This is a genomic window from Streptomyces sp. NPDC048584 (genome assembly GCF_043199595.1).
Classification (GTDB): domain Bacteria; phylum Actinomycetota; class Actinomycetes; order Streptomycetales; family Streptomycetaceae; genus Streptomyces; species Streptomyces edwardsiae.
Window position 1 is genome coordinate 489,653 of the sequence record NZ_JBICWF010000003.1, and the last position, 24,461, is coordinate 514,113.

The 24,461-nt window shown below is 68.2% G+C and carries 13 protein-coding genes and 4 pseudogenes; 8 read left to right on the forward strand and 9 right to left on the reverse strand.

Features of this window, described 5'->3' with window-relative positions; translation table 11 throughout:
- Positions 1-14 precede the first annotated feature (14 nt).
- Positions 15-604: pseudogene (locus tag ACGFR9_RS10210) on the forward strand (IS110 family transposase); the annotation flags it as partial.
- Positions 605-628: 24 nt separating this feature from the next.
- Here ACGFR9_RS10210 and ACGFR9_RS10215 read toward each other — a convergent pair.
- Complete coding sequence (locus tag ACGFR9_RS10215; RefSeq protein WP_393205223.1) at positions 629-910, reverse strand: hypothetical protein; 282 nt, start codon at positions 908-910, stop codon at positions 629-631.
- A gap of 215 nt (positions 911-1,125) precedes the next feature.
- Here ACGFR9_RS10215 and ACGFR9_RS10220 point away from each other — a divergent pair, with 215 nt between their 5' ends.
- Positions 1,126-1,317, forward strand: coding sequence for a hypothetical protein (locus ACGFR9_RS10220; protein WP_393205226.1), 192 nt, complete (start codon positions 1,126-1,128; stop codon positions 1,315-1,317).
- A 236-nt stretch (positions 1,318-1,553) separates the two neighbouring features.
- Here the strand turns inward: ACGFR9_RS10220 and ACGFR9_RS10225 are convergent, their stop codons facing one another.
- From ACGFR9_RS10225 to ACGFR9_RS10255, 7 genes and pseudogenes are all read right to left on the reverse strand, one after another.
- Complete coding sequence (locus tag ACGFR9_RS10225; RefSeq protein WP_393205106.1) at positions 1,554-3,236, reverse strand: ABC transporter ATP-binding protein; 1,683 nt, start codon at positions 3,234-3,236, stop codon at positions 1,554-1,556.
- A gap of 110 nt (positions 3,237-3,346) precedes the next feature.
- The gene (locus ACGFR9_RS10230; RefSeq protein WP_393205109.1) at positions 3,347-5,077 is read right to left on the reverse strand and encodes an ABC transporter ATP-binding protein; all 1,731 of its coding nucleotides are present in this window, start codon (positions 5,075-5,077) and stop codon (positions 3,347-3,349) included.
- Between the two features lie 728 nt (positions 5,078-5,805).
- Positions 5,806-7,662, reverse strand: coding sequence for an alpha/beta hydrolase family protein (locus tag ACGFR9_RS10235; protein ID WP_393205112.1), 1,857 nt, complete (start codon positions 7,660-7,662; stop codon positions 5,806-5,808).
- Positions 7,659-10,442, reverse strand: a complete 2,784-nt coding sequence (gene lanL / locus ACGFR9_RS10240; protein ID WP_393205114.1) for a class IV lanthionine synthetase LanL — start codon at positions 10,440-10,442, stop codon at positions 7,659-7,661. Before lanL ends, ACGFR9_RS10235 begins: the two co-directional genes overlap by 4 nt.
- Before the next feature lie 936 nt (positions 10,443-11,378).
- Positions 11,379-12,027: pseudogene (locus ACGFR9_RS10245) on the reverse strand (IS6 family transposase).
- A 445-nt stretch (positions 12,028-12,472) separates the two neighbouring features.
- Complete coding sequence (locus tag ACGFR9_RS10250) at positions 12,473-12,799, reverse strand: hypothetical protein (RefSeq protein WP_393205117.1); 327 nt, start codon at positions 12,797-12,799, stop codon at positions 12,473-12,475.
- Positions 12,800-13,641: 842 nt separating this feature from the next.
- A complete protein-coding gene (locus ACGFR9_RS10255; protein ID WP_393205120.1) occupies positions 13,642-14,505 on the reverse strand; it encodes a hypothetical protein in 864 nt (287 codons plus the stop codon).
- A gap of 1,615 nt (positions 14,506-16,120) precedes the next feature.
- On the opposite strand from ACGFR9_RS10255, the gene ACGFR9_RS10260 reads away from it, so the two are divergent.
- From ACGFR9_RS10260 to ACGFR9_RS10285, 6 genes and pseudogenes are all read left to right on the forward strand, one after another.
- Positions 16,121-17,755, forward strand: a complete 1,635-nt coding sequence (locus ACGFR9_RS10260; RefSeq protein WP_393205123.1) for a protein kinase — start codon at positions 16,121-16,123, stop codon at positions 17,753-17,755.
- A gap of 55 nt (positions 17,756-17,810) precedes the next feature.
- Positions 17,811-19,760, forward strand: a complete 1,950-nt coding sequence (locus tag ACGFR9_RS10265) for an FHA domain-containing protein (protein WP_393205126.1) — start codon at positions 17,811-17,813, stop codon at positions 19,758-19,760.
- A gap of 438 nt (positions 19,761-20,198) precedes the next feature.
- On the forward strand, positions 20,199-20,462 hold the full coding sequence (locus tag ACGFR9_RS10270) for a zinc-binding dehydrogenase (protein WP_393205129.1): 264 nt from the start codon (positions 20,199-20,201) through the stop codon (positions 20,460-20,462).
- Positions 20,463-20,594: 132 nt separating this feature from the next.
- Positions 20,595-21,506: pseudogene (locus ACGFR9_RS10275) on the forward strand (transposase family protein).
- Positions 21,507-21,768: 262 nt separating this feature from the next.
- Positions 21,769-22,563: pseudogene (locus tag ACGFR9_RS10280) on the forward strand (hypothetical protein); the annotation flags it as partial.
- A 171-nt stretch (positions 22,564-22,734) separates the two neighbouring features.
- On the forward strand, positions 22,735-23,073 hold the full coding sequence (locus ACGFR9_RS10285) for a DUF2690 domain-containing protein (protein WP_393205132.1): 339 nt from the start codon (positions 22,735-22,737) through the stop codon (positions 23,071-23,073).
- 452 nt (positions 23,074-23,525) lie between these two features.
- Here ACGFR9_RS10285 and ACGFR9_RS10290 read toward each other — a convergent pair whose 3' ends face one another.
- On the reverse strand, positions 23,526-24,449 hold the full coding sequence (locus ACGFR9_RS10290) for an NADP-dependent oxidoreductase (RefSeq protein ID WP_393205135.1): 924 nt from the start codon (positions 24,447-24,449) through the stop codon (positions 23,526-23,528).
- Between the last annotated feature and the right edge of the window lie 12 nt (positions 24,450-24,461).

Consider the following 24,461-nt stretch of genomic DNA (forward strand, 5'->3'; position numbering starts at 1 on the left):
GGAGGACGCACGCGATCGACACGAGTGACATCGGCGCTCTCCTCGGCCTGGACGTCGGCAAGGGCGAGCACCACGCCACCGCCGTCACCCCGGCCGGGAAGAATGCCTTCGGCAAACGACTGCCCAACAGCGAACCCAGGCTCCGAGAGGTCTTCGGGAAACTGCAGGCCGAGCACGGAACCGTGCTCGTCGTGGTCGATCAGCCGGCCGCCATCGGCGCTCTGCCCCTGGCGGTGGCAAGGGACATGGGCTGCCCGGTCGCCTATCTGCCCGGGCTGACGGTGCGACGGATCGCCGATCTCTATCCCGGCGAGGCCAAGACCGACGCCCGCGACGCGTTCGTCATCGCGGACGCGGCCCGCGTCATGCCGCACACTCTTCGCTCGGTCGATCTCGAGGACGAGACCATCGCCGAGCTGGAGATGATCGTGGGGTTCGACGACGACCTGGCCGGCGAGGCCACCCGGATCAGCAACCGGCCTCGCGGCCCGATGACGCAGATCCCCCCCCGCATCTGGAACGACTCCTCGGTCCACGGATCCAGCACCCGGCCGTTCTGAGACGATCAGGGTCAGCAGGGACGTCACGATCGAGATCAGCGCGGTTGTGCCCCACGAGGGCATCCCAGTCAGGCATGGCGAGATTGTGGCGGCTGCCCGCAGAGGTCAGCGAAGCGGCCGGAGAGATCCATCCTGAACTGAGGGTCGCTGCGGAGGAGCATGACCAGCTCCTCGGAGTGCCCGTACTGCTCGCCCAGGACCTTCTTGCCCAGCTTGGAAGTCGGCGATGGCCAGGATGTTCCCCTCGAACCCCATCTGGTGGTGACGCTCATCGGCGGGAACTTGCTGATCTCCTCGATCTCGACCACCTCGATGTCGTACGACACCTCGTCGGGGGAATCGGTCGACACCGAACGACAAGGTCATCCTCCGGGACGGCTCCAACTGTGCCTGCGCCGGCCGGGACGCATGGACCACGTCATCTACCTCGACGCCTTCACCCTGCGCCTGGCCACAGCGTGGGAAATCCAGCGCCACCGGCGCTGGCCCGACAGCTCCAACCCCCACCTCTTCGTCACCCGCAACACCGCCGTCGACGACTCCGGCCTCCCCAGTCAGTGCCGGCGTGGTCCAGCAGCTCTTCCAACGAGTCGGCCTGCCTGCCGGCCGCCTGCGCGTGGACCGCATAGTCGACGAGGCGCGCCGTAGCGCCGACCCCGTCCGGCTGATGGAGCTCTTCGGCCTGTCCAACCTCTCCGCCACCCGCTACGTCCTGTCGGCACACCCGGACAAGAAGAACGGCCCCATCGCCCCGTAGGGCCGATCACAGTCGCCGCAGTCTGCGGCGAACTTGAGGCGGCGGTGCCCACCGGGCGCCGCCGCTCGCACACTGGCGTGTAAGGCTGGCACCGAGAGGTACGGGAGTGGAGTGTGTGCAGGTGGTGGCGACCTCGTCGAGCGCCGATGTTTTGTGCGAGGCGCGCCGAAAGCTCTGATCCTGGACCGCGTCTGGCTCGGCAAGGCGTACCGCGGCCTCCGGGGCGATCTTCCTCATCAGGCGCTCGAATTACTGCCATTCCCGACCAAGTCCGCGTACAGCGGTGACCGCTCCAGCAGGTTCTGGTGACTTCCGTCGGCCACGGTTCCGGACTCGACAACGAGGACGCGAGGGGCTCGCAGCACCGAACTGATCCGGTGAGCGATGACCACCAGAGTGCCGGGCCGAGCGATGAACGCTTGCTCGGCGCGGGCCTCGGCGACCGGGTCGAGGTGGCAGGTGGCCTCGTCGAGAATGACGACGGGGGCGGTGGACAGGTACACCCGGGCCAGCACGAGGAGCTGTCGTTCACCCTGTGAGAGGGCATCCGGCCGCCCGATCACGCCGTCCGTGCCACCAGAGCGGGCGACTAGCTCGTCCAAACCGAACAGGGTGATGACGGACGCCAGTTCGCCATCCCTGGGCCCAGGCTCCGGCCGCAGGTAGGAAAGGTTCTCCCGCACGGTTCCCGCGAAGACGTACGCCTCCTGCGGTACGAGGGCGATCGTACGGCGCAGCCACGCCCGGTCCAGCTCCTCCACCAGGCGGCCGCCGATGCGCACCTCCCCGGCGTCAGGGCGGTCCAGTCCCGCGAGGAGACTGGCGAGGGTGGACTTGCCGGCCCCGCTCGGCCCCATCACCGCCAGGTGTTCCCCCTCCTCGATACTCAGAGACAGCTTCTGGACCACGGGTTCAGAGTGGGAGCTGTAGCCGAAGGTCACTTCTCCGAGTTTCAGGCCGGTGTGCGCAACCTTCGCGGATCCGCCTCCCGGTTCCGAAGGCACGGTGACGCGGTCGGCGAGGCGGAGCAGCAGCACGCCGAGCTGTAGTCCGACATTCGCGACTGTCTGCACTACTGACCGCAGGGCGGGTTCGAGGCCGATGATCAAGTAGGTGGCCGTGCCCAGGATCTCGCCAGGGGTGACCGTGCCGGAACGGACGAGCCAGGGGGCCATGAGCAGGGTGGCGACGAGCGGTAGCCTGGCGCCGACGACGATCACCCCAAGCCGTCCGGCAGCGAGCCGGGCAACCGCCATCGAGGCCGCGGCCTGGGTGTCGACCGCATGACCCACCTGGCGGTCGGCCGTCGCCACGGCCCCGCAGGCATACACGTCGCGCAGCCCTCGCAGGACCTCGCCGGCCTCTTTGGAGAGGTCCTCCTCGGCCGACAGCGAGGTCGCGTACCGCTGGCGTAGTCTGCGGGAAAGCAGGACGAGGAGGACGCCGGAGACGGCCAACGCCACCATGGTCACCAGCGCGATCTGGGGCACCAGAGCCAGCAGTCCGATCACTACGGCGGCCACGGAGAAAGCTACCGTGCGCGCGGTCATCAAGAGTCCGGCGGTCATCTGTCGCACGCCTTCGGTCTGTCGAGTGGTGCGGGCCACGGCACCGGTGTCGGCCTCCGTGTCGACAAGGACGGCCCGGCGCAGTTCTGCGGACACGACAAGCCGCACCAACCGGTCCCGCACGGACTCGACGACGCTTGCCAATGGCCTCATTACCTGACGGGTCCCGAAGGCGCCGAGCAGAAGCGCCGCGCCGTAGGCGCCGAGGTAGGCCATGCCGGTACACGAGTCACCGGCGAGGAAGCCCCGGTCCAGCGCGGACGCCATGAGTCGGCCTGACAACAGAACCGGGACGGCCTCCAGCAGGGACCAGGCCAGCATCGCGCGCACCGCGGAACGCTCGGCGGTCACGGCCGGACGGACCAGAGTCCAGCCACGGCCACGAGCGCTGCGGGTGTCGCTACCGCACCCACGGTCCGGATCCTGGGCCGCGCGGGGACCGGGTTGCTCGTGCATCGGTTTCACTCTTCCCTCCCTCGTCCGGGTGCCGAGGTCACAGTGACCGGCGCACGGTCGTCGTGCGGCGACGGGAGACCGAACTGCTCGGCGTACCCGGGTTGGTCCAGCAGTTCCCGGTGCGGGCCGAACGCCGCGATCCGGCCGTCCTTGAGCCACACCACCAGATCGGCGCGGGCCGCGGTGGACATCCGATGGGCGACGATCAGCTTGGTACCCGATCGGGCCGCCAGTGCCCGGGTGATCTGCCGCTCGGTGGCCACGTCCACGCTCGACGTGGCGTCGTCGAGGATCAGTACCCGGGGCTCGCGGCAGAAGGCGCGCGCCAGCCCCAGCCGTTGGAGTTCGCCGCCAGAGACGTGGAGTGCCGGCAGCGGGGTGTCCAGCCGCCGGGGCAGTCTGGCGACGAACCCGTCCGCTCTGCTGTCCCGCAGCGCCGATTCGATCGCCGCGCCGTCGATCTCCTGGTCGGCGTAGCCGACGGCCTCCCGGACGGTGCGGCCGAGAAGCACCGGGCGCTCGAAAGCGTAGCCAATCGCACGGCGCAGTTCCACGGGATCGGCTTCGGCGAGGTCTATTCCGTCGACGTCAACTGTGCCGGCGTCCGGGCACAGCAGCCCGCCAGCTACGGCGGCCAGGGTCGACTTGCCCACACCGGAGGCGCCCACAATCGCCACTTCGCTTCCGGCGGGGATGCTCAGATCAATGTGGTCGAGGACGGTGCGACCCTCGGCCGCGACGCATATGCCACGCAGTCGCAGGGCACCGCCTCCGCGTGGCAGGGATGCGGAGCCGGTGGGCGCCCCGCTTCCGTCCAGCAGCGCGCGCAGGCGCCTCGCGGATCCGTGGACCTGGCCGAACTGGGCCAGTACGCCGACCTGCCGGAAGACACCGAAGGCGAGGCTGAGGTAGCCAGTGGCTGCGAGGAGGTGCCCCGGGCTGACCCGCCCGGTGGTCACGCCGTGCGCCGCGGTGGCTATTACCCCGACGTGGAGCAGCGGGGCGAGCAGTGAAAGTTGCCAGCCCGCGTCGCGCTGCATGCGCCAGAACCTCTCCCCGCTGGAGCGCAGCGCAGCGAGCGGTCGCAGTACGCGGGCCGCTTCGCGCTCGGCGGTGCCGCAGGCGCGAATCGTCCTGATGCCCCGCATCGCCCCCACGAAACGGTCGGCGAGCTCGCCGTGCACCCTCTGGTAGTCCTCGGTCAGTACGGCGGCCCGGTTCAGGAAGCCCCTAGAGATCAGCCAGACCAGCGGGACACCCAGGAGGAAGGTGAGGCCGGTCCACGCGTCGATGAGCAGCAGGGCGGTGATGCCGCCCAACGAGGTGATCAGCGACACGATCGCGCTCACGGTGGACGGGACGAGCCTCGCGGTCTCCGCCGTACTCTGAAGCAGTCGGCCGAGCATGTCTCCTTGCGGAAAGCGGTGTTGTCCGCGCAGGTCGAAGGAGAGTATGCGGCCGAGCAGGCCGTGGCGCAGCCAAGCCGTGCCTTGGGTGGTGGCCCTGGCGTCGAGCAGTTCGGTGGCCGCTTCGGCGAGGACGCCGAGGACAACGACACCGCACAGGAGCAGAGCGGGTGACGTGCCCCCTCCAAGGGCGGCGTCCACTGCCGCGCCCAGGGTGACTGGCAGGAGCATCGCGGCGCCCCCGGCGCAGATGGCCGCCACGAGATAGGCGGCGTTCCAGCCCGCGGCCGAGCGCAGTAGTCCTGCGAGCAGCCCTTGTTCTATCCGCATGTCGCAACGCTCCTGGGCAAGTGGTCGATTGGACTTCTGCGGCTGCCCTGCCACACATGGTGTGTGGCAGGGCAGCCGTCGCCACTGGGCGACTCGGTACCTTGGGACGATCCGTGGTCCGTCAGAGCGGGAATTCCGTCACCAGTCGAAGGTGCGCCACGGGCACGTCACGATCGATCCCAGGGCGCAGCATCCCTGTGCTGACATCTCGTTCTCGATGGGCGGGAGTTCCTGGAGCTGCAAGATATCCACCACTTCTCACCTCCTTCATGGAATTCGCTGGTGGATGGCCGGACGTGAGTCCTCTGTGACCTAGCTGCCCGTGTTCGTGCAGCTGTGGCAGCTTGAGATGGTGAGGGAAAAGAACTGGCAGCCGTCGAGGATGCTGGACCAGCAACAGTCCGCGGCGGCCAGAGACGCCTCTTCTGTAGAGGGCAGTTCCTGGAGCAGTTCGATGGAGATCGACACTGGATCACCTCCTTTCAGAAGGGAGTTCGGGTGAACGGTCGTTGCGCGATCAGCTGTTGGTGCCAAAGGTGCAGCCGAAGCAGGTCACGATGGTCGGAATTCCTCCGATGGCGCTGCAGCAGCTTCCCAATCCGGGAAGACTGCAAATGGCCAGTCCGACGTCTTCAGTGCTCGCCAGCTCCTGGAGGGCTGTAATGTCAAGGGTCACGATGGTTCACCTCCTTGTTTGTTTTCCTCAGTGCCGGATGATTTCCTGCCGCTCAATTGCCGGAGCGCGAAACGGAAGGAATCGGTGGCACGGCCCACTCGCCATATGCGAGGAACCGAGCAACCATGTGATGCAGCTCGGCCGAGCCGTCCAGCGGGGCATGCCCCGCTTCGGCGATCTCCAGATGGTGGAAGTCGATGCCAGGACGACGGCCGAGACGTCTGAGTTCCTGGACAAGCCGCAAGGACTGGCTCGCCGGAACGATCGGGTCCTGCTCCCCATGCAGGACAACAAGCGGTGCGGTGATACGCGGGAGTTGGGCCAGCACGTCACGCGGCCCGGCCTCGTCGACCAGAACGGCACGTCCTCCCAGCCTGTCGATCATGGCGCGGACCTGAGGCGAAGCCACGGGATGGAGCCGGTCGCCACTGAGGAAGGGAGCGACAGCGAGCACCCGTGACCACAGATCCGGCGAGATGCCGGCGGCGAGCAGCGCGAGGAAAGCGCCGTAGCTCGCACCGTACAGAGCCAGTGGCTTGCCTCCCCGGGAGCGGCGGACGTGGCGGGCCAGCGCGAGTACGTCCGCGAGGTCCGGGCCCGCCCAGGAGCCGACGATGAGTCGGTGAAATGCGTTTCCGTAGCCGACACTGCCGCGTGGATTGGGCGCAATGACGGTCACGCCCTGCTCGGCGAGGACTTGAAAGAGCTGGGAGAACTTCAGGACCCACCGGTCGGCGGGACCTCCGTGCAGGCCGATCACCACGCGACGCGCCGAGTGCCAGTCCTGGTGGCCGCACACGATCGCTTCGATCTCGCCTTCAGCTCCTGGCATGCGCTCCGCACGGCTGGGCGCCCACGAGGTGGATCTCCCGGCCGCGGTGCCGTCGTGCACGTCGAACCAGCCCTCGGAGTCATGGGCGACCATGCGGGCGGGCAGACCGGCGCCGATCGACATGCTCCAGAACCGCGCCGCGCCGGACGGCGTTTCACTCCAGGCCCCCGCACCCACGGCGCACGGGTCCGGGGACTTCATCGGCCGGACCTCGTCGGTGGCCGTCTCCAGGACCATCAGCTCCTGGCGTGGGCTGTCGACCACGTGGAGCGCGACCAGCCCCCCGCCCGGGTGCATGGCCAGAGGTGTCACCGTGCCGGACAGGCCCTGCGTCGCGGACACCTCTCGGGTGGATCCGTCTGGCCGGAAGAGGCGAAGGCGATGGCCCTCGCCGTCTGCCCCCGCGCTGACGAGCAGCACCTCACCCGTGCGTGGGGCGGTGTGCCACGCAGTGTTGCCGTCCACCGGGTCGACGGGAAGTACCGTCCTCGCACCGGTTCGCAGGTCGTAGACGGTAGGTATTGTCTGTCCGCCTTCACGGACGTTGAGTACGTATTGGTTGCCGCCGGGATCCAGCCACCCTCCGCCTCGGGGCAGCAGCGCGGGCAGCGCGCCGAGGCGTCGTACTGGCGTCCCAGGGCCGGGCCACAACCACGCCGAGCACTCGCCGGACAGCGTGCCGCGCACGATGAAGAGCACGGTACGAGACCCGTCCGGAGCGGGCGCGACCATCACGGGCGGGGCGGGAAGCCGCCCGGCGGGTCGCTGTTTCCCGTCCGGTGACAGGAACAGCAGTTCGCTGGGGCCGATTAGGAGGACGGCCCCGTCGTCGAAGGGCACGGCGTCGTTCGGCAGTCTCTCCGGGGCGCCGTCAGCGTGGTACCGCAGGCCCGTTACGGTGCGGCAGCTCGGCCGGTCGGCACCGAGGTGCCAGAACTCGCCGTAGAGGAAGCCGCGCCCGTCGGCCACCAGGGCGGTGGCGCCGCGTCCTGTGCCGGAGAACCGGAACGTCAGTCGCGAGCGCAGGGTGGCTAGTGTCGACCACAGTTCAGGGGTTCGTCGTACGGTCGCGGTCACCGCTCCTCCCGAGGGGTGAGGGTGAAGTCGTCGACCATCCACCACCGTTCGCCGCCGTGCCGGAGTCGGTGGAGGAAGCCGATGGCGCCGGCCATGCCGATGTTGTAGCTGTAGGTCATGCCCGTACCGGTCTCGTCCAGCAGTACCAGGCGCCCTTTGTGCAGGCCGCACAGCCGGTAGAGTGCGGCGGCGTGTTCCTCGGCCCATTCCAGGTACAGGGTTTCGCCAGTGGCCGCCGCCATGTCCAACAGGAATTCGCCGTTACCGGCCAGGCCGTGACAGTGGCTGGCGGACAGGAACCACTTCTCCCGGCGGGTACTCACCGCAGCCCTGTGCGCGGCGTCGAGGTAACGCCTGTCGGCGGTGGCACGCCACAGCCTGATCAGAAATGTACCGATTCCGGGAGCTCCGCTGCACCACCAGCACACGCCGTCGAAGGAATCGTCCAGTGCTTTGTTCTTGGCCTCGGCGGTCGGCCAGCGCAGACCGTCCCCGTGGTCCCGGGCCAGGGACAGGAGGAAGTCCCCGCCGGCGACGGCGGACTCGAGCAGATCCGGCCGCTCCAACTCGCGGGCGACGCTGAGGAGGAAGGAGCAGATGCCTGCCACGCCGTGCGCGAATCCGTAGTGGGTCAGTCCCTCTCCCCGACCCATGGATTTGGGTACCGGCCAGACCAGGCCGTCGGGCGCCCGGGCGGCCAGCACCGACTCCACGCAGAGCAGCACCCGCTCGCGCAGTTCCTCGTCCCCAGCGCGGCGCCACAGGTGGAGCTGGGCCAGCCCGCCACCGGCCACGCCGTGGGTGAGGTCGGGGTTGCTCCAGACCACCGGCAGGCTCTTGACGCGTTCGATGCTGCGCCGCTGTACGGCGCCGTCGCCGAGTTCGGTGGCCGCCTCGTACATGGCCCAGTAGGTCCCGCCTCGGCCGAAGTACAGCCCGGGGAGCTGTCGGGGACTGCGGTCCACCTTCTCGTCCAGCCAGGCCAGACCGGTGCGTAGTGCCGAGCGTTGCCGAGCGTCTCCGGTGGCCCGCACGCCGCGGCGCATCACCTCCAGGGTGCCGGCCGATCCGGCCTGGAGGGCCAGAGTGTCGAACATGCGCCCCTCCACAGGAGGCGCGGGCCACAGGGCGTCGGGGCTGTCGGGGGTCATACCGGTGACGAGCTGGGCCCGTCCGTCGGTGAGCAACCGTTCCTGGTCCGCCGCCGGAAGGCGCATCGGCCGAGGGCCGGAACGTGCCGGCCGCAGGTCCTCCAGCATCTCCCGCACTCGCAGCAGTGACAGGCGCTGCTCCGGCCGCTCCCTCAGCAGGCCGAGGACGATCGGGGCGAAGGCGCGGAGCGTGGCGTAATCCGCGGCGACCGCCCGCACCAAAAACCTCACCCGCTCGTCATAGGAGCGCAGGAGAGCATCGCCGCCGGGAGTGCGATCGGGGGGAGCATCGCCCGATCGCGCCGACTCATCCGCGCGGCCCTCCGGGGGGATGTAGGCGTGCACCCCCGTGCACAGGTGAAACAGGGTCGCACCGACGCTGTACAGGTCGGCGACCGGGCGCGGCGCGGGGTAGCGGACAGGGCCGTTGGCCTCCTCAGGTGCCGCATAGGACAGGGTCTGCACCCGGGTCACCTGCTCGTTGGGTACGGCGAGGAACTCGGTGTCGATGAGCACCAGTTCGCCGTCCGGCTTGATCATCACGTTGTTCGGCGTGAGATCACGGAACACCAGCCCCTTGTCATGGACCGCGGCCGCCATGTCGACGAGGCGTCGCGCGACGTCCAGCACCCGGTCGAAAGGCATCATCCGGCCGGGATCCCTCCTGACCATGTCGTCGACCCAGGTGCGAAGCGTGACCCCGGGGACCTCCTCCTCGGCCAGAAACAAGTGCCCCTGGTACTCGAACAGGTCGACCGGGCGTACGGCGATGCCCAGGGGCTCCAGGGCACGTAGCGTCTGATACTCGTTGCGCAGGTAGTCACGGGCGTCCGTGCCGTCGACTTCCGCCCCTACGAAGGGCCTTGCCTCCTTGATGACCACCTTCTGGCCGGTGCGTTCATCGCGAGCGCGGTAGACGCCACCGCGGTTGGAATGCCGGATCGCCTCGTGGACGACGTAGCGATCATTCAGCAGCACCTGCGACTTGCCGCGCTCGGAGGAAGGGCGTACGGGCTCCGGGTCGGACAGCGGTACCGGTGCCCAGGCGGGAGGGCTGTACCAGGCATTGCGCTCGTCCTGTGTCCACCGGCCGTCGGGGGTGACCAGCATGTGCGTGTAAGACCCATCCACATCGAGCACTTGCTGACTGGCGCTGAAGCCGCCGTAGCGGTAGTGGACCAGGCTCCCCGGACGGTACCGGCGATCAGAGAGGATGGCCGGTCCTTCCATGCCTTCGGTGGCCTCGTGCAGTACCTCCAGCAGTTCCGTGAACTGCTCCGGCCCCTCCGGGTAGACGGTAATGAATTTCCCTCCGGAGCCGCGGGCCATCCGAATCGACAGCAGCATCCGCAACTGCTTCAGCCCTCTGGCGAACTTGAAGGTGACTCGGCGTTCCAGCAGCACCCGCGAGACCGCGGCGAGGACGTCTTCGGCCGAACGAGGTGTCGCCGATACATGTATTTTCCAGCCCTGTGGCTGGGTCGCGGTGCCAGGAGGAGTCAGGTAGCACCACATCTGGTCGGGCCGGTGCCGCCAGCCGTGCAGCGGCACCACTTCGTCTCGGACCCGCAGGAACGTGTCGATGTAGGAGTGGTCCAATGGTTCCCACTCGTTTTCCCGGTCGGTCACGGTCTTCTCCTCAATCTGCCGGGTGCGGCGGTACGCGACCGCAGCGGGCAGTACTCCCTCGCGGGTCTTGCCGGCTGTTTCGACGTGATGTGGACGGCCGTTGTTGTGCCGACGCCATATCGCCCGATGCCTCGGCCGTTCCCGACGAAGTGATCTTGGTTTCGCGATTCCTGACACATCGCGTCGCCATCGGTTGCCGTCACGAACCCGTTGGACGAGATGGCCACCACCGCGCTCGGCAGACCTTGTGCGAAGTAGCGTTGAAAACGCTGGTCAGGGCGGCTGAATATCAACGTGCAAGAAACGTTGAAACGGCTGGTACGGGCTCCTGCTTCGGGATGGAGGTCCACGGGAGAAGGCGATCAGGAGGGTCGTCGGATTCGGACTGCTCGGCAGCATCGAGGCGTCCATCGATACCGAATCGGTCGACTTCGGCCCTGCCGGACACGTTCCGTGCCGCCTGGGCCGGCGCGACCATCACCGCGAATGCGAGGGCGGCCCGGAGCCCGACGGAAGCTAGGGCACTGCGAATGTGCATGAAACTTCTCCTGCCGATTGTGAGAGCCCGATCCTGAGATGCCCCTCCGTGCCAGAGGGGTTAGCGTTCCAGCGGATTCGAATGTCGCGGCGTTCGGCTACCGGGCTGCTTGAAGCGTGGTGCCACCGATCCTTCTAATCAACCGCTATCCCCTGTCCCGGACAGCCCCTTCTGTGTCCGGCCTGCCCTCAGTCCCCTTGTCCGGGCCTTGTCCGGATCGAACCCGGAACAGCGGTGGAACATCACTGGTTCCGGCGATGAGACCGGTGCGACAACTACTGTGCCGGAGTGACCTTGCAAGAACCGTCGGTAAACCTTGAATCGGCGCTGTCACGTTGTTGGGCGGACGGTCTCTGATGGTGCGTCACGGCCTGATGGGGCCTGGTTCCGGGCTGTGCTCAGGCTGTGGTGGCGAGGCCGGTGACGCCGGTGATCTGCTCCCAGATTGCGAAGCGGACGGTTATCTCGGCGTGGGCAGTAGCGGTCATCTGATGGCGGCGGGGCCGGAAGTGGGTTGAGATGCCGCTGAACGCGGAGAGGAACCGCTGTGCTCCGCCCACCGAGCGGAAGCCTTTCATCGCCCGCTCGCGTTGTCTGGTGGGATGGTGGCTGTTCTCCGCCCGGTTGTTCAGGTGCTTCGACTGCTGATGTTCGTCGCAGGGCATGACCTCTCGGTGGGCGGTGCCGTAGGAGTGGAGCTTGTTGGTGACGATCACCCGCGGTACCGCGCCGGCCGCTTCAGAAGTCTGCGGAAGAAGCGCCTGGCAGCGGCCTTGTCCCGGCGTTTCTGCACCAGGATGTCCAGGATGCTGCCGTCCTGGTCGACGCCCGCCACAGGTACTGCAACCGCCCGTTGATCTTGATGAAGGCCTCGTCCAGGTGCCACTTGTCCCCAGACCGAGGCTGCCGACGGCGCAGCGCGCCTGCGTAGGCCGACCCGAACTTGGCGCACCAGCGGCGCACCGTCTCGCAGGGGACGACGATCCCGCGCTCGAGCATCAACTCCTCGACCTCGAGGCCGAAGCGCTCAAGGAGGTGTGCTTCCAGGACGGCGGCCGCCGCGCCGGAAGCCTGGAAGAGGTCCGGTTCACTGACACCGAGGACCTCGAGTTCGAGCTGCAGATCGCCCCGCGGCAAGGGCCCGAACCGCCCTTGTGACTGAGACGGTGCACGGTAGTTGTCACGAAAGCAGCTTGTTGTCACCGTGCCTGATCCGTGCCGGATGACGCAGACTGGGCAGCCCGCGCTCACATCTCGCAAGGGGGAGGCAGGGTCATGACGAGGTCGTCCGTATCGTCAAGTTCGGTGATATCGATGAGCCGGTCGACGTCGGCAGATGCCCGGCACGCCCGATCCGCCTGGTACGTCGTCCCCGACCACATCAGTCCGCGGACTGAGCTCGCAGCCGTCGCAGGATCCTTCATCGATCCCTTACAGATCGGGCAGTCTTATGAACGTATGACAGCGGCCTGGCCAATCGCCAGATTTCGAGTTAGCGATGCATGTCGAGGAAATTGATCATTCCGGCTCTGATCGCCTCGAGGCTCTCACTGCTGCTGTAGCTCGTGGTCGGAGTGAACGGGCGGTCCCAGCAAATAAACTTCCCGGGTGGCCGATACCCGCGGTTGAGGAACCCTTTGCGGCGTTTCAACAAGCTCTGGATCAGCGGTCTGATGAGTGTGACACCGTCACTCATCAGCACCAGCGCGGTGCCTGAGATCCCATCGCCGTCGTCGTAGAACGTGCTGAACGGCCAACCCTCGCCACGCACTACTCGCGTGGGATGGAACTGCCTCAAGTCGTTCTTCGGCTCCACCACTTCGTATTCGTGAACCGGAACGAGGGGATATTGCGTCGCCGCAGAGTCGTAGCAAACTCTTCGAGCAGTGCAGGAAGTGGTGCGGCGGCTTCTTCTCTCGCCTGCTGGGTGCGTCTCGCATCGGCTTGACGCTTCTCTTCGAGTCGTCGGACGTCGTCCTCCAGGCCCATGGCCGAACGCTACAGGGCAAGGGCGAGTCCTTGGGGCCAATCGACATACATGGCTAGAGATGAGGACTCATTGGAAGCTTGCCGCCCCTTGAAGCCAGTCGCATCCGCAGCCGGTGCACCGTGCGCCGGACGGCACCAGCGCCGCCGCGGCGAGGCGCCCGGACAGGTAGCTCGTCCTCGGCTCATGAACCCTGCCAGCCGGTACGAGTGAGTCGGTCGTCAGGGTCCGGGGCCCGACGCAGGCAGTTGCAGAGCGCGGAAGGGGTGTCACCAAATCTGATTCGCTCGTGCTGATGACAGGTGGCGCGCCCCATCGGTGACAACCACCGTGCTTCGCCCGCCTAGAGCCGCAGTTCAGCGGATACCTCTTGTGACAAATATCGTGCTTCGGTCCAGTGAATGAGCGCGGTACATGCCTGATGGGCAACTCCGATGTACGAATTCGGCCCGACGGTGACACCGGGCGCAAGCTGGCCCGTCTGCTCGTGATACCACCCGGGCGTGAGGTGATCAGCGCAGCAGAAGTGCGCCGTGCCCCCTGCTCGGCGAGGATTTCGATTATCCGGTCGAAGACCGTCTGATGCTCGCTGGCACGAGCTGCGGCGAGCTTGTTGCGCGATAGGCGTCGGATGGTCGGCCACCGGGCGAGAGGATCCTTTTCCGTGCTGGGTGTCAGCTGCTGAGGTCGAACAGGCCCCACGCGGTGAATGGCTCGGCCTGGACGTAGATCCTGCTTCCTCGGCTGACGACCCGCCGGCGGCCGGGAGCAGAGCCATTGGACAGGGTGAGCAGGCCGACGCCCGTGGGCTCGACAGATGTTTCGGTGAGCTGTCCGTGGGCGAGTCGGTCCTGCTCCTCGCGGTAACCGCCGTAGAAGGTGACTCGGTTGCCGTGGACTGCCACCGCTTTGGCGCCCCCTATGCGGTTCGACCACACCCTCACGGGCTCGGTGCGGTCGGGGCGTATCTCGACGAGCGGGAAGTCCGTGTAGGGGCACGCCCAGGCGGCGGTACTCGACACGTTCAGCGCATAGCAGTCGAAGAGACCGGGGATGCGGGCGCCGTCCGACGTCCAGGCGAGCCGGCCCGTGGCGCTCCAGCGGCGTATTCCGGCCGGGTTCTCGTCGAAGTGACCGACCCAGATATGGCCGGCCTCGTCAACGAGCAGGTGCTCGATGGCGTCCCCGACGGAGAAGGACAAGGTCTCGTGCCCGAGCGTGTCGAAGACCTGGACCTGGTTGGCGTCCTCGTGCCGGCGGACGCGCGACGCGGCGACGACGAACCCGCCGTCCGGCAGGCGGTCCAGGTGCGGCCAGCGGGCTCGCACGGCGCACAGCTCGGTGAGTTCGACTGTGCCGCCCGGATGGACGGAGACGACCAGCGCGTCGAAGGGCAGGACATCGCCGCCGGGCTTCGGAGCACGCTCGGCAAGCAGCCAGTGGGCGACGCCGAAGACGTCGACGGTACTGGTCAGGACGTGGCGGTTGCGGTGCGCCCGCGGGAGGTGGGCGTAGGGGTTGAGGGCAGTCTTCTGCACGGGCGGGCTCTCCTTGGCGGGCGGTCACGGCCGTCGGTCGCTGCGGTGAGTTGCGGTCGGGCGGCGCGCGAGCGGTGGAGAGCGGAGCGGGGCGTTTAGAGGGCATGGCCCTTTCTGGTCGTCATGAGGTGATCATCGTCGGTATCCAGCCTTGTGACAAACCCTTTCGGCGCGCTGCCCTCATTGATCGACGAAACTGTCCAGGTCAGCCTCGACGAGGGCCGTCCTGTCTGCCAACTCGAATGCGCAGCACGACAAGTTCCCCGCTCATTGAACAGATCTGGTGCTCAGTCACAGCGGCGTCGACGGCTCGGGTGAGCCGGGCGGAGCAGGCATCGAGAAGCGACTTCATCTGCTGGTAGGAGCGGCATGTTGTTCTGCCGGATCCGGTGACCGATGGTGAACCGGTCCTGGCCCCATGCCGCGTCGAGCTCGGGGTGGTTTCGAGCTCAGCGCCGACCTCCCCACAGTGCCAGGTCAGCCCTCTTGGCTGCAGGGCCGGCCGCCAACCGGCCGAAGGACCAGGGCACTACGGAGCACCGTCTGGGCCGGCACCCTGTACCCGGTGCCGTGAGACAGGAAAAGAGCCTCCCGGCGCGCCGCCCGATCGTGACCGAGGCCGCGGGGCCCGTTCCATGTAGGGGCCTCGACGAGTGCTCAGGCCCTCGCAGGCCACACCCCCGGCCATCAGCGAGGGACCGCAGCTCACCGAAGCGGGCTGTGCCCGGGCCGGCGGACAGCAGTTTGCGAAGGACATCGCTGCCAACGGGCCCGAACCCGAGCAACGCGCCCCCGGGAAGGGGGGATGCAACCCGGGCGAAGCCCCCTCGCCCGCCGCCACACCCCATCCAGCGGCCGCCTGACGGCTCCTCAACGGTCACCATGAGCGTCACCCGCAGCGCCAGGCACGGCTTGATGCCGCTGCAGCGGTACGGGAAGCCGTGACGCAGTACGCCCGCATCAAGCGCCTCAACCGGTACAAGGCCGAAAGGCGGCACCTGCAGATCATGCGGAACCCTGCCACTGGCTTTGTCCACGAGAGCGGGCGTCGTTTGCCGATGTACGCGGCGGGCGCTCCGTGGGTGGCCAGCTGCTCCGGAAGTACCGCGTAGCCTGCAACCGGGCGAGCGCGTACACCGAGCACACGGCAACGCCCGCGACTACGCCCTCGCCAACGAAAGACTCCACCGCAGACGTCGATGCGTACGGCCACCGGTAGACGGGCTGAGCAGCGACGAGAACGCGGCCGCCTTCGCAGAAGGCCCACGCCCGTGCGGTCGGCGACGTGCTGGCCAGCGCATACGCCGCGGACGACTGACAGGCGCATGCGGACACGTTCGCGGGTGTGCACAGCTGAGGGCCGTCGTCCGGGCCGGCCCACAGGAGAGGACGGCACAGTCCTCCCGGAAACGTCCGTGCGGACGGCCCTGACGGACGCCATTGCCGGCCCGTTCCGTGCGTGACGCAGGGCCAGCCGTGGTGAGGCCGGTGCAAAACGACCACAGCGTCCACACGGCCGCTAAGACCGTCCCGCTCTGTCACCCCGTCACGCGGCGCCTTCCGGTGTACTTACATACTGAGCACGGCAGTTGGCACGGACAGGGAGTGGACACCGATGCAGAACAAGGACACGGTCTCTTCGGACGCCGGTGGTGGGCGGCTGGTCGCCGGCCGGTACCGGCTGCTGTCCGTGCTCGGCGAGGGCGGTATGGGCACGGTCTGGCGCGCCCGCGACGAGGTGCTGCAGCGCGAGGTGGCGGTGAAGGAGGTCCGCGCCTCTCTCGACCTGCCCGCCGAGCGCAGCGCCCGTATGCATGCCCGGCTGGAGCGGGAGGCATGGGCGGCCGCGCGGGTCAGCGCCCGCGGTGTGGTGACCGTGCACGACGTTGCCACCTTCGACGGACGGCCGTGGATCGTCATGGAACTCGTGCGCGGCCGCTCGCTCGCCGACGTGATCGGCGCGCAGGGCACCCTGGTACCGAAGGAGGCCGCCCGCATCGGTGCCGAGGTGCTGGCGGCCCTGCGCGCCGCGCACGGCGCGGGGGTCCTGCACCGCGATGTGAAGCCCGCCAACGTGCTGCTCGCCGACGAGGGCAGGGTGGTCCTCACCGACTTCGGCATCGCCACACTGGAGGGCGACACGGCGCTGACGATGACCGGTGAGGTGGTCGGCTCGCCCGAATACGTGGCCCCGGAGAGGTTGCTGGGCCGGACGCCGGGCCATGCCTCGGACCTGTGGTCGCTGGGGGCCCTCCTCTATACGGCCGTGCAGGGCCGTTCGCCGTTCCGTCGGACGGGCGCACTGGCCACGATGCGAGCAGTCGTGGACGACGAACTGCCGCCGGCGCACCGCGCCGGACCGCTCACCGCGGTCATCGAGGGTCTGCTGCGCAAGGATCCCGCAGAGCGCATGGCGGCCCATGAGGCCGCACGTCGGCTGCGCGCGGTCGCGGGGGTGCCGACCACCGACGAGGCCGGCACCGCGACCAGCGACGTCCGCACGGATGCCGTGGTCACATCCACCGTCACCGCCGCGCTGACGGTGGATGTGACGGCTGCCGAGGAGCTTGCGACCGCCGACGAGCCCTTCCCCACCGGGGACACCGCCGTGACCGCGGCAGACAAGGCGGTGACGGCCACGACTCCTTCGGACCGGACGACGGGCGGCGCCGAGGCGAAGGAGCCGACGGCACCGGCGCCGCTCGGTGTCTTCGGCCCGCCGCTCGGCGTGCCGGAGCCCCTGCCCGCCACCGGTCCCTCACTCACCGCCGGGCGGCGCAAGCGTCGTACCACCCGCCTGGTGGGCGCGGCCGGCGCCGTGCTGGTGCTGCTCGGCGCGGGGTTGACCTATGCGCTCGTGGGCCAGGACAGTGATGAGGGCGGGGACGGCGGGAGCGCCGCACAGCCCGTGTCGGTGACGGTGGCGGGCGGGGCGACCGCCTACGAGGGGAGCTGTCCAGCGGGGGAGGACCGGGCGCCCCGGTTCACTGCGACATTCACGACGTCGCAGATCCCTGTGCAGTTCTCCTATCGGTGGGTGTCGGTGAACGGGGCGGTGGTGGACCGGCAGTGGCGGACGCTGTCGTTCAGGGAGGGGGAGGCGGACACGAAGAAGGAGACGGTGCGGCTGTCGGCGTACGCACAGGAGGGGACGCTGAGCAGCGCGATGGCGGTGGAGATCAAGTCACCGTTCGACGCCAAGTCCAACTCGGTCGCCTTCTCCGTGACTTGCCGAGCAGACGGTGCGTGAACCCGGCACTGCCTCGTCCATACTTGAACGAACTTGATCACCCTAAGGAGTATCCGTGCTGTCGGTCATCGTGGGACGTAGCGGCCCCTTCACCGGTCAGAGCGTGGTCCTCGGCGACGCTCCGCTGACGTTCGGGCGCAAGAGTGACAACGACGTCGTCATCGTCAGCGTCAGTGCCTCCCGGCTGCACGCCGAGATCGTCACCGAGGACGGAGCCTACGTCCTCCACGACCGCGGCAGCAGGAACGGCACCTACGTCAACGAACAACGTGTCACACGACACGAGTTGACGCCCGGCGACACCATACGCATCGGTGACGAGACCTTCCTGTTCGAGACACAGGAGGCCGTGGAGACCGTCATGGACCTCTCCCAGCTCGCCCTCCCCCGCGCCGACGCCGCCGTCGACCCCGGCGTCCTGCGGGTCACGGTGAGCGGCGGCGGCCCCGTCGGCCTCGCCTTCGCACTGCTCCTGGAAAGCGCGCTGCCGGGACGCGTCTCGGTGACCGTGTACGACGGCCGCTGGGTGCGCGACGGCGCCGACGTCGTCTGGAAGGACGAGAACCACGGCAACGTCCGCCGCCAGCAGGTCGTCACCGTGCAGAGCCGGCAGTACCTGGCGCTCACGGAGGAGATGCAGGCGGCGCTCTTCGGGGAGAGCCGCGAGTTCTCCGAGATGTGGCCGCTGGGGCCGGACTCCGTGGACGGGCGTCCGCCGCGCAACATCCGTATCGCCTACATCGAGGACCAGCTGCTGCGGCTGGCCAACACCAAGCCCGGCGTCCGGCTGGTGCCCCGGCGCTTCGACCCCTCCGAACACGAGCACCTCATCGCCCGCGATCACGTCCTGGTCATCTGCGAGGGCGGCCGCTCCCGCACCCGCGAGCACTTCGCCGACCGCTTCGGCGCCGCCGACGCCTCCATCTACTCCCTCGACGGCGAACACCTCCAGGACGTGGTGCTCGGCCTGCGCGTCAAGTCCCGCCTCTCCGACCCGATGAGCGTCCTGCTGACCGTGGCGCAGAACCGGTTCCTGCTCAACTCCCTGCGAGGCGAAGGCTTCCTCAACATGCGGCTGACCCGCGAGGAGGCACGCAACGTCATCGGCATAGATCCGGTGCGGCAGGTTTTCGAGGAGTGCATCGCGGCCCGCCCCTGTGTGATGAGCCGCCACGAGGACAACGAGTTCGTCTGTCCGACCCACGGCACTCTGTTCCTGCCCGCGTTGCTGCGCGGCTCACCGCTATGGAAGCGGATCCAGGAGGGACTGCGGCTGTTCGCGGTCCCCGAGGACGACCTGAGCGCGATCACCTCGTTCCGGCTGGACATGGTGCAGCGCCCCCGCTTCACCGCGCAGCTCACCCGCCCGGCCGCCGACCGTCCCGGAACCTACGGCTTCCTGCTCGGCGACGCGGCCAACGCCATCCACTTCTGGCCCGGTCGCGGCCTCAACAGCGGTCTCGCCTCCGCTGTCTCCCTGGCCCGCTCCCTCAGCCGCGTCTGGCGGGGCCGCCCCCTGCGCGACGCGGACTTCATCCGGCACGAGGCCGCGATGTCGATGCTGCAGTACCGGCACAAGAGCCGCGCGTGGAACGCCATGGTCACCACGGACGAGCGGGGCACGACCCGCGCGATCAAGGACATCATCGACCGCAGCATGGAGAAAACGGCCGGATCGTCGCTGCCCCGGCAGCAGACATCCGGGGATTCGGCCGAGGGGGACCTGGAGATCCTCCTGGACCGCATGCGCTCGATCCGCGACCGACTCGCGCCGCGCCTGCCCGGCCTGCCCGACGACGGGGAACTGCGGGCCCACCTATCCACCCTGGCCCCCGCAACCCTACGCACCCTGCAGGAGAGCGGCGCCTGGGACACCCTGATCGTCGGCGGTGAGGAGGCGGACATCGACATCTTCTACCAGCAGGACGCGCCGGTCTTCGTCCCCGCCGCACCGCCCGCCCCGGTTACCGATCCTCGCACCTCGGCCCTCCTCGGCCCGGCCTGACCGCCGGGTCCGGGGAGGTCCCCCGATGCCCCGGCGGCTGCCGAGTATGTTTTGGTGTTGGGTGTGCTGTTGGTGCCGGTGCCGGTGCCGGTGCCGGTGCCGGTGCCGTGCCGGTGCCGGTGTCTGTTCCTCTTGCGCGTGCGGCGGCTTTTGCTGTGGCTGGTCTGGCTTCCTGGCAGGTGGTGTTTGGGTATGGGAAGGTGAGGGCCGGTCAGCGGGTGCTGGTCAATGGTGCGGGGGGGGGTGGTGGGTTCGTGACACGGTTTGCCGGCTATGCCGGGGCTGGGGTCGTCGCTACGGCCGGTGCCCGCGATGCCGGGGTGGTCCGGAGGCATGGGGCGGACCACGTGGTCGATTGCACTGCTGTGCCGGTTGCAGCCGCGCTCGACCGCCCGGTGGACACTTTGCTGAATTCGAGCGCTGGGCCCGCGTGATGCTGTGGTGCTGGCATCCGTGGTGCGGCCGGGCGGGCGGATCGTCTTGATCAAGGTTCCGGTCGATTTTCCTGCCGAGACGGGGGTGACGGCGACGCACTTGGTCGCCCGTAACGATGTCGCGCATCTGGCGGCGCTCGTCGAACTCGTCGATGCGGGGAAGGTCACTCTTGATATCAGCGCGTCACACCCGCTGACCGGCGTCGCAGACGTTCACCGCCTCAGTGAAGCGGGCCGAATCCGCGGCAAGGTCGTCATCGTTCCCTGACTCATCCGCTCCCTGTGCTGCACGGAGTCCTTGCAACCTGGCCGCTGAAGCTGCGGTGTGGAGCGTCTGGACGAGAATTCTTTGCGGCCAGGGGTGGTGACGGTCCTACGGTTGCTTCCTGTGGCCGTCGAGATGCCCTACCAGCCACTTCCGATCGGCCGGTCGGGCGTGCGCTACGTTCACGGCCCCGATTCCGTTCCGCAGCCGGGTGTGGGGCGCGTTGTCGTGCTTGCCTGCCCGTCCGCGATGGACCTGTCCAGCTCGCACTTGCGCTTCCTGACCAGGCAGCTCGCCGAGCGCCGCCGCCGGGTCGGCACCCGCTGGCGGCGCCTACCCCCCGAATCGGGAGGCCCTGCTCGTCCTGGCCCACTTGCGCTGTGGTGACATCTGCACCCGGCTGGCAGCCTCCTTCGGTATAGGTGTGGCCACGGTCTGCCGCTACGTCCGCGAGGCCGTGGATCTCCTGGCCGGGGCTGGTTCCCGCTCTTCAGCTGACCCTCGAGCGTGTGGCAGCCGGGGCGTTCGTGACCCTGGACGGCACGCTGTTCCCCATTGATCGGATCGCCGCCGACCGCCCCTCCTGCTTGGGCAAGCGCCGCAAGCACGGCATGAATGTCCATGTCCTCACCGACCCGTTCGGCCGCCTGCTGTGGGCCTCCGGCGCGCTGCCCGGTGCCGTGTACGGCATCGAGGCGGCCGGGACCCACGGCGTCGTCGATGCCATGGCCGAGGTCGGCCTGGTTCTTGGTACGGCGACACGGGCTGCCACGGCGCTGGCGGCAGCCTATGGGTGCCTTCCGCGGCGGACACCGCGGCCTCTTTGTCGGCCGGCAGGCCGCCCATGCCGTCCACGCGCGCATCCGCGCCGTCGGCGAACACACCAGGGCCACCCTGAGGAGCTGGCGTCTTTTGCGCAAGCTGTGGTGCAGCGCCGTCCGCAGCACCGGTCTCGTGGAGGCCGTGTTCGCGCTTCGCATCGCATGGTCCCGGGGTTGTAAAGAGCTCCATGGCCCTACTGATCAGAACTCATGGAGTTGTTGCTGAGCTCTGCCATCGTCCATGCCGTCGGCCATCACGCCCGTGCCAGCGTCGAGGCACTCCTCGGCGCTCCCGACCCCCGGGTGTGGCCCCGCCCGCCACGTCCGCCGTCCCTCATGACGTCGGCCCCGTCTCCTGAGACGACGGCACCTGCCCCGCCCCCCCGGAGCCGACGAGGAGCCCCTTCACCGTCGCCGGCATCTGCCCGCTCGAGGACAGTGGGGGAGGGGCGCGTCGATGGTGAGCATGTAGGTGCGGCCCGTCTGCCGCCGGCAAACGGATCGGTGAGCGTCTGATCGGGCAGTTCATGGTCCGGGTGAAGGAAAGGGGAGCGGAACGGGCGCAGACGACGGCGTACTCGGGCAACATGAGGGCCATCGGGTTTCACGCACGCAACGGCTTCGCGTCCACGCCAGTGACCTTGGAGACCGTTCTGTGGGCGTGTGTGCCGCGGCGTGGGCCGCCGCACGGTGATGCGGCGGCCGGTCACTGCGTGCGGGACTGCCAGGCACAGGCATCTTCGTTGCAGGGCAGGGGCGTTGATGGCCGGGCTGGCCATCCGAGACTTGCGGCTCGGCCCCGGGTTCCAGGCGGGACAACTCCCGGCCCGCCAGACGGAGATACCTGCCTCAAATGCCGTACGTCAGGCCGACCACGAGCACACCCGCGACGGACACGGCCGCGACGAGCGGTGAGGTCCCCGCAGTCACCGAGGACGGCACCCGGCAGCCGAAGGTCCCGGCACACACCTGCCTGCAAGATCCCCTCCCGGTCTCCCGCTCATCCGTCCATGTCCCGCCCGTCGGCGGAACTTTTCAGCCACCCCGGCACACCGTCGTACGGCCCGCCCCAACGGCCCGGGAACCCGGCCGCGGGACGGCCACGCGCCCCTGCCGACCCGCCCCCACCCCCATCCGCCGGGGCGGGCCCCGGACACTCCCGGCCGGACCGTACAAAGGGTGATTTAAATTGGCATTACTTGGTTGGTCTGTCGTTTCGTGTCGGCCGGATTCTGCTCTTGATATCGATGTTGATTGCCGGTCCGGTGTCGTGGCACTTATGATCATCTGGCGCTTCACATGAATGTTCGTATCATCTGTATGAATCCGGAGTTTTCGTGGACAAGATAGTGACCCGTATCGCGACCATTTCTGCGGCTGTTGTCGTGATGGGCATGCTTCCCCTGGCCGGCACTTCCTTCGCCGCGAGCTGCAGTGGGGCGAGCTGCGACAACATGGGTCCGAGAGCCACGGCCTGTGAGACGGCGAGCGTCTCTACACAGCGGACCATCGACAACAACAGCCGTAAGGCTGAACTGCGCTGGTCGTCGGGGTGCAGCGCGGCCTGGGTCCGGGTGACGAACAATTCCTCGAACTCGCTCTACAACTCCTACGGCTACATCGAGAAGTACGACTCGGCCGGCAAGCTGATCCGTTCGCTCAGTATCCGTGTCCCGGACACCACCGGCGGCTCGGACTGGTCGAACATGCTGGGTGGCGCCAGCTACTACTACCGCGTCTGCATCTCTTTCGTCGGCAACGAGTACCCGCTGAAGTGCAGCTCGAAATTCTGAGCCACCAGAAGACCGGCGGCCGTCACCGGGCATTCTTCACCGCCCGCTGACGGCCTCGGCCGTTTTCACGTAAGCCATTTCGCAGCAGCCCTTTCGGGCGCAGCCGCACAGCATTTCCCCGCCCCCGGCAGCCGTTCCGGCCGGCGTATGCGGCAGGCCCCCGGCCGGCGCCCGCCCCGGACAGCCGCCCCAAAACAGGAACCGGCCTCAAAGTCCACCGCCCCGAGAAGAGGACCGCCGGCCCTCCGGCACCCGCGCAGAATCAGCATGCGCAACGGGCCGGTGGTCGGCACGCCCGGCCGGAACGCGTGTTGGCTTCGGCGCCTCTGCGGGTGGTGGAGTCTCACTGGTGGATGGTTGTGCGTTTTGTCAGGGTTCTGAGCGTGTTCGATGGTTTTGTGTGGGGGTGTGGTGGGTGGTTGGTGGTGTTGTGGGGTGGGGTGGGGTGTGTTTTATGCCGTTTTGATGACGGTTTTGCCGGTGGTGTGGCCGTTTTCGACGGTGGCGAGGGCGGCTGGGGCGTCGGAGAGGGGGTGGATGGCGGTGATGACGGGTGTGAGGAGTCCTTCGAGGGCGAGTTGGGCGGTCCGTTCCAGGTTTGTCCGGTCGAGGCGGCGTTCGACGAAGCGTCCGCCGAGTTCGGGTACGGTCATGTCACCCACGGCGATGACGTTGCGGGGTTTTCGGGCGAGCGGGGCGACGGTCCGCAGTGAGGTGCCTCCGGCGAGGTCGATGATGCCGTCGATGCCGTCCGGTGCGAGTTCGTGTGCCGCGGCGGCGGTGTCCTCGGTGGTGTAGTCGATGAAGTGTGCTCCGATGGCTTCGGCGTGTTCGCGTTTGGCGGTGCTTCCGGTGCCGATCACACGCAGGTCGCGTCCGATGGCCAGCTGGGCGACGGTGAGGCCGACTCCGCCCCCGACTCCGTTGACCAGGACTGTGGCGCCGGCCGGGAGGCTGAGCTGGTCGAGGACGTCCACCGCGGTCGTTCCGGCTATGGGGAGCGTTGCCGCCACGGTCGCGGACAGGCCCTGCGGGATGCGTGCGGTGTTCGGCGCGGACAGCACTGTTGTCTCGGCGTAGGTGCCGCCACCGGTGAGTGCGAAGCCGAAGACCGCGTCACCCACCTCGAGCCCGGAGACGTCCTCGCCCCGGGCGAGAACGGTTCCGGCTGCCTCCATGCCGAGCACGCGGGGAAACGGACGCCCGCCGTCGAGTCCGTCGACCAGTCCCGAGCGCAGAAGGTGGTCGAGGGGATTCACGCCGGCGACGTCGACCTGGACCAGCACCTCGCCGTGACCGGGGACGGGGTCGGGACGGTCGAAGAGCTCCTGCACCTCGGGCCCGCCGTACCTGCCGAAACCCCATGCCTGCCCCATTTTCTGCCGCCT

Coding starts and splice junctions, on each gene's coding strand:
- ACGFR9_RS10260 (WP_393205123.1), top strand. CDS start 16,121: ATGCAGAACAAGGACACGGTCTCTTCGGACGCCGGTGGTGGGCGGCTG.
- ACGFR9_RS10230 (WP_393205109.1), bottom strand. CDS start 5,077: ATGCGGATAGAACAAGGGCTGCTCGCAGGACTACTGCGCTCGGCCGCG.
- ACGFR9_RS10290 (WP_393205135.1), bottom strand. CDS start 24,449: ATGGGGCAGGCATGGGGTTTCGGCAGGTACGGCGGGCCCGAGGTGCAG.
- ACGFR9_RS10285 (WP_393205132.1), top strand. CDS start 22,735: ATGGGTCCGAGAGCCACGGCCTGTGAGACGGCGAGCGTCTCTACACAG.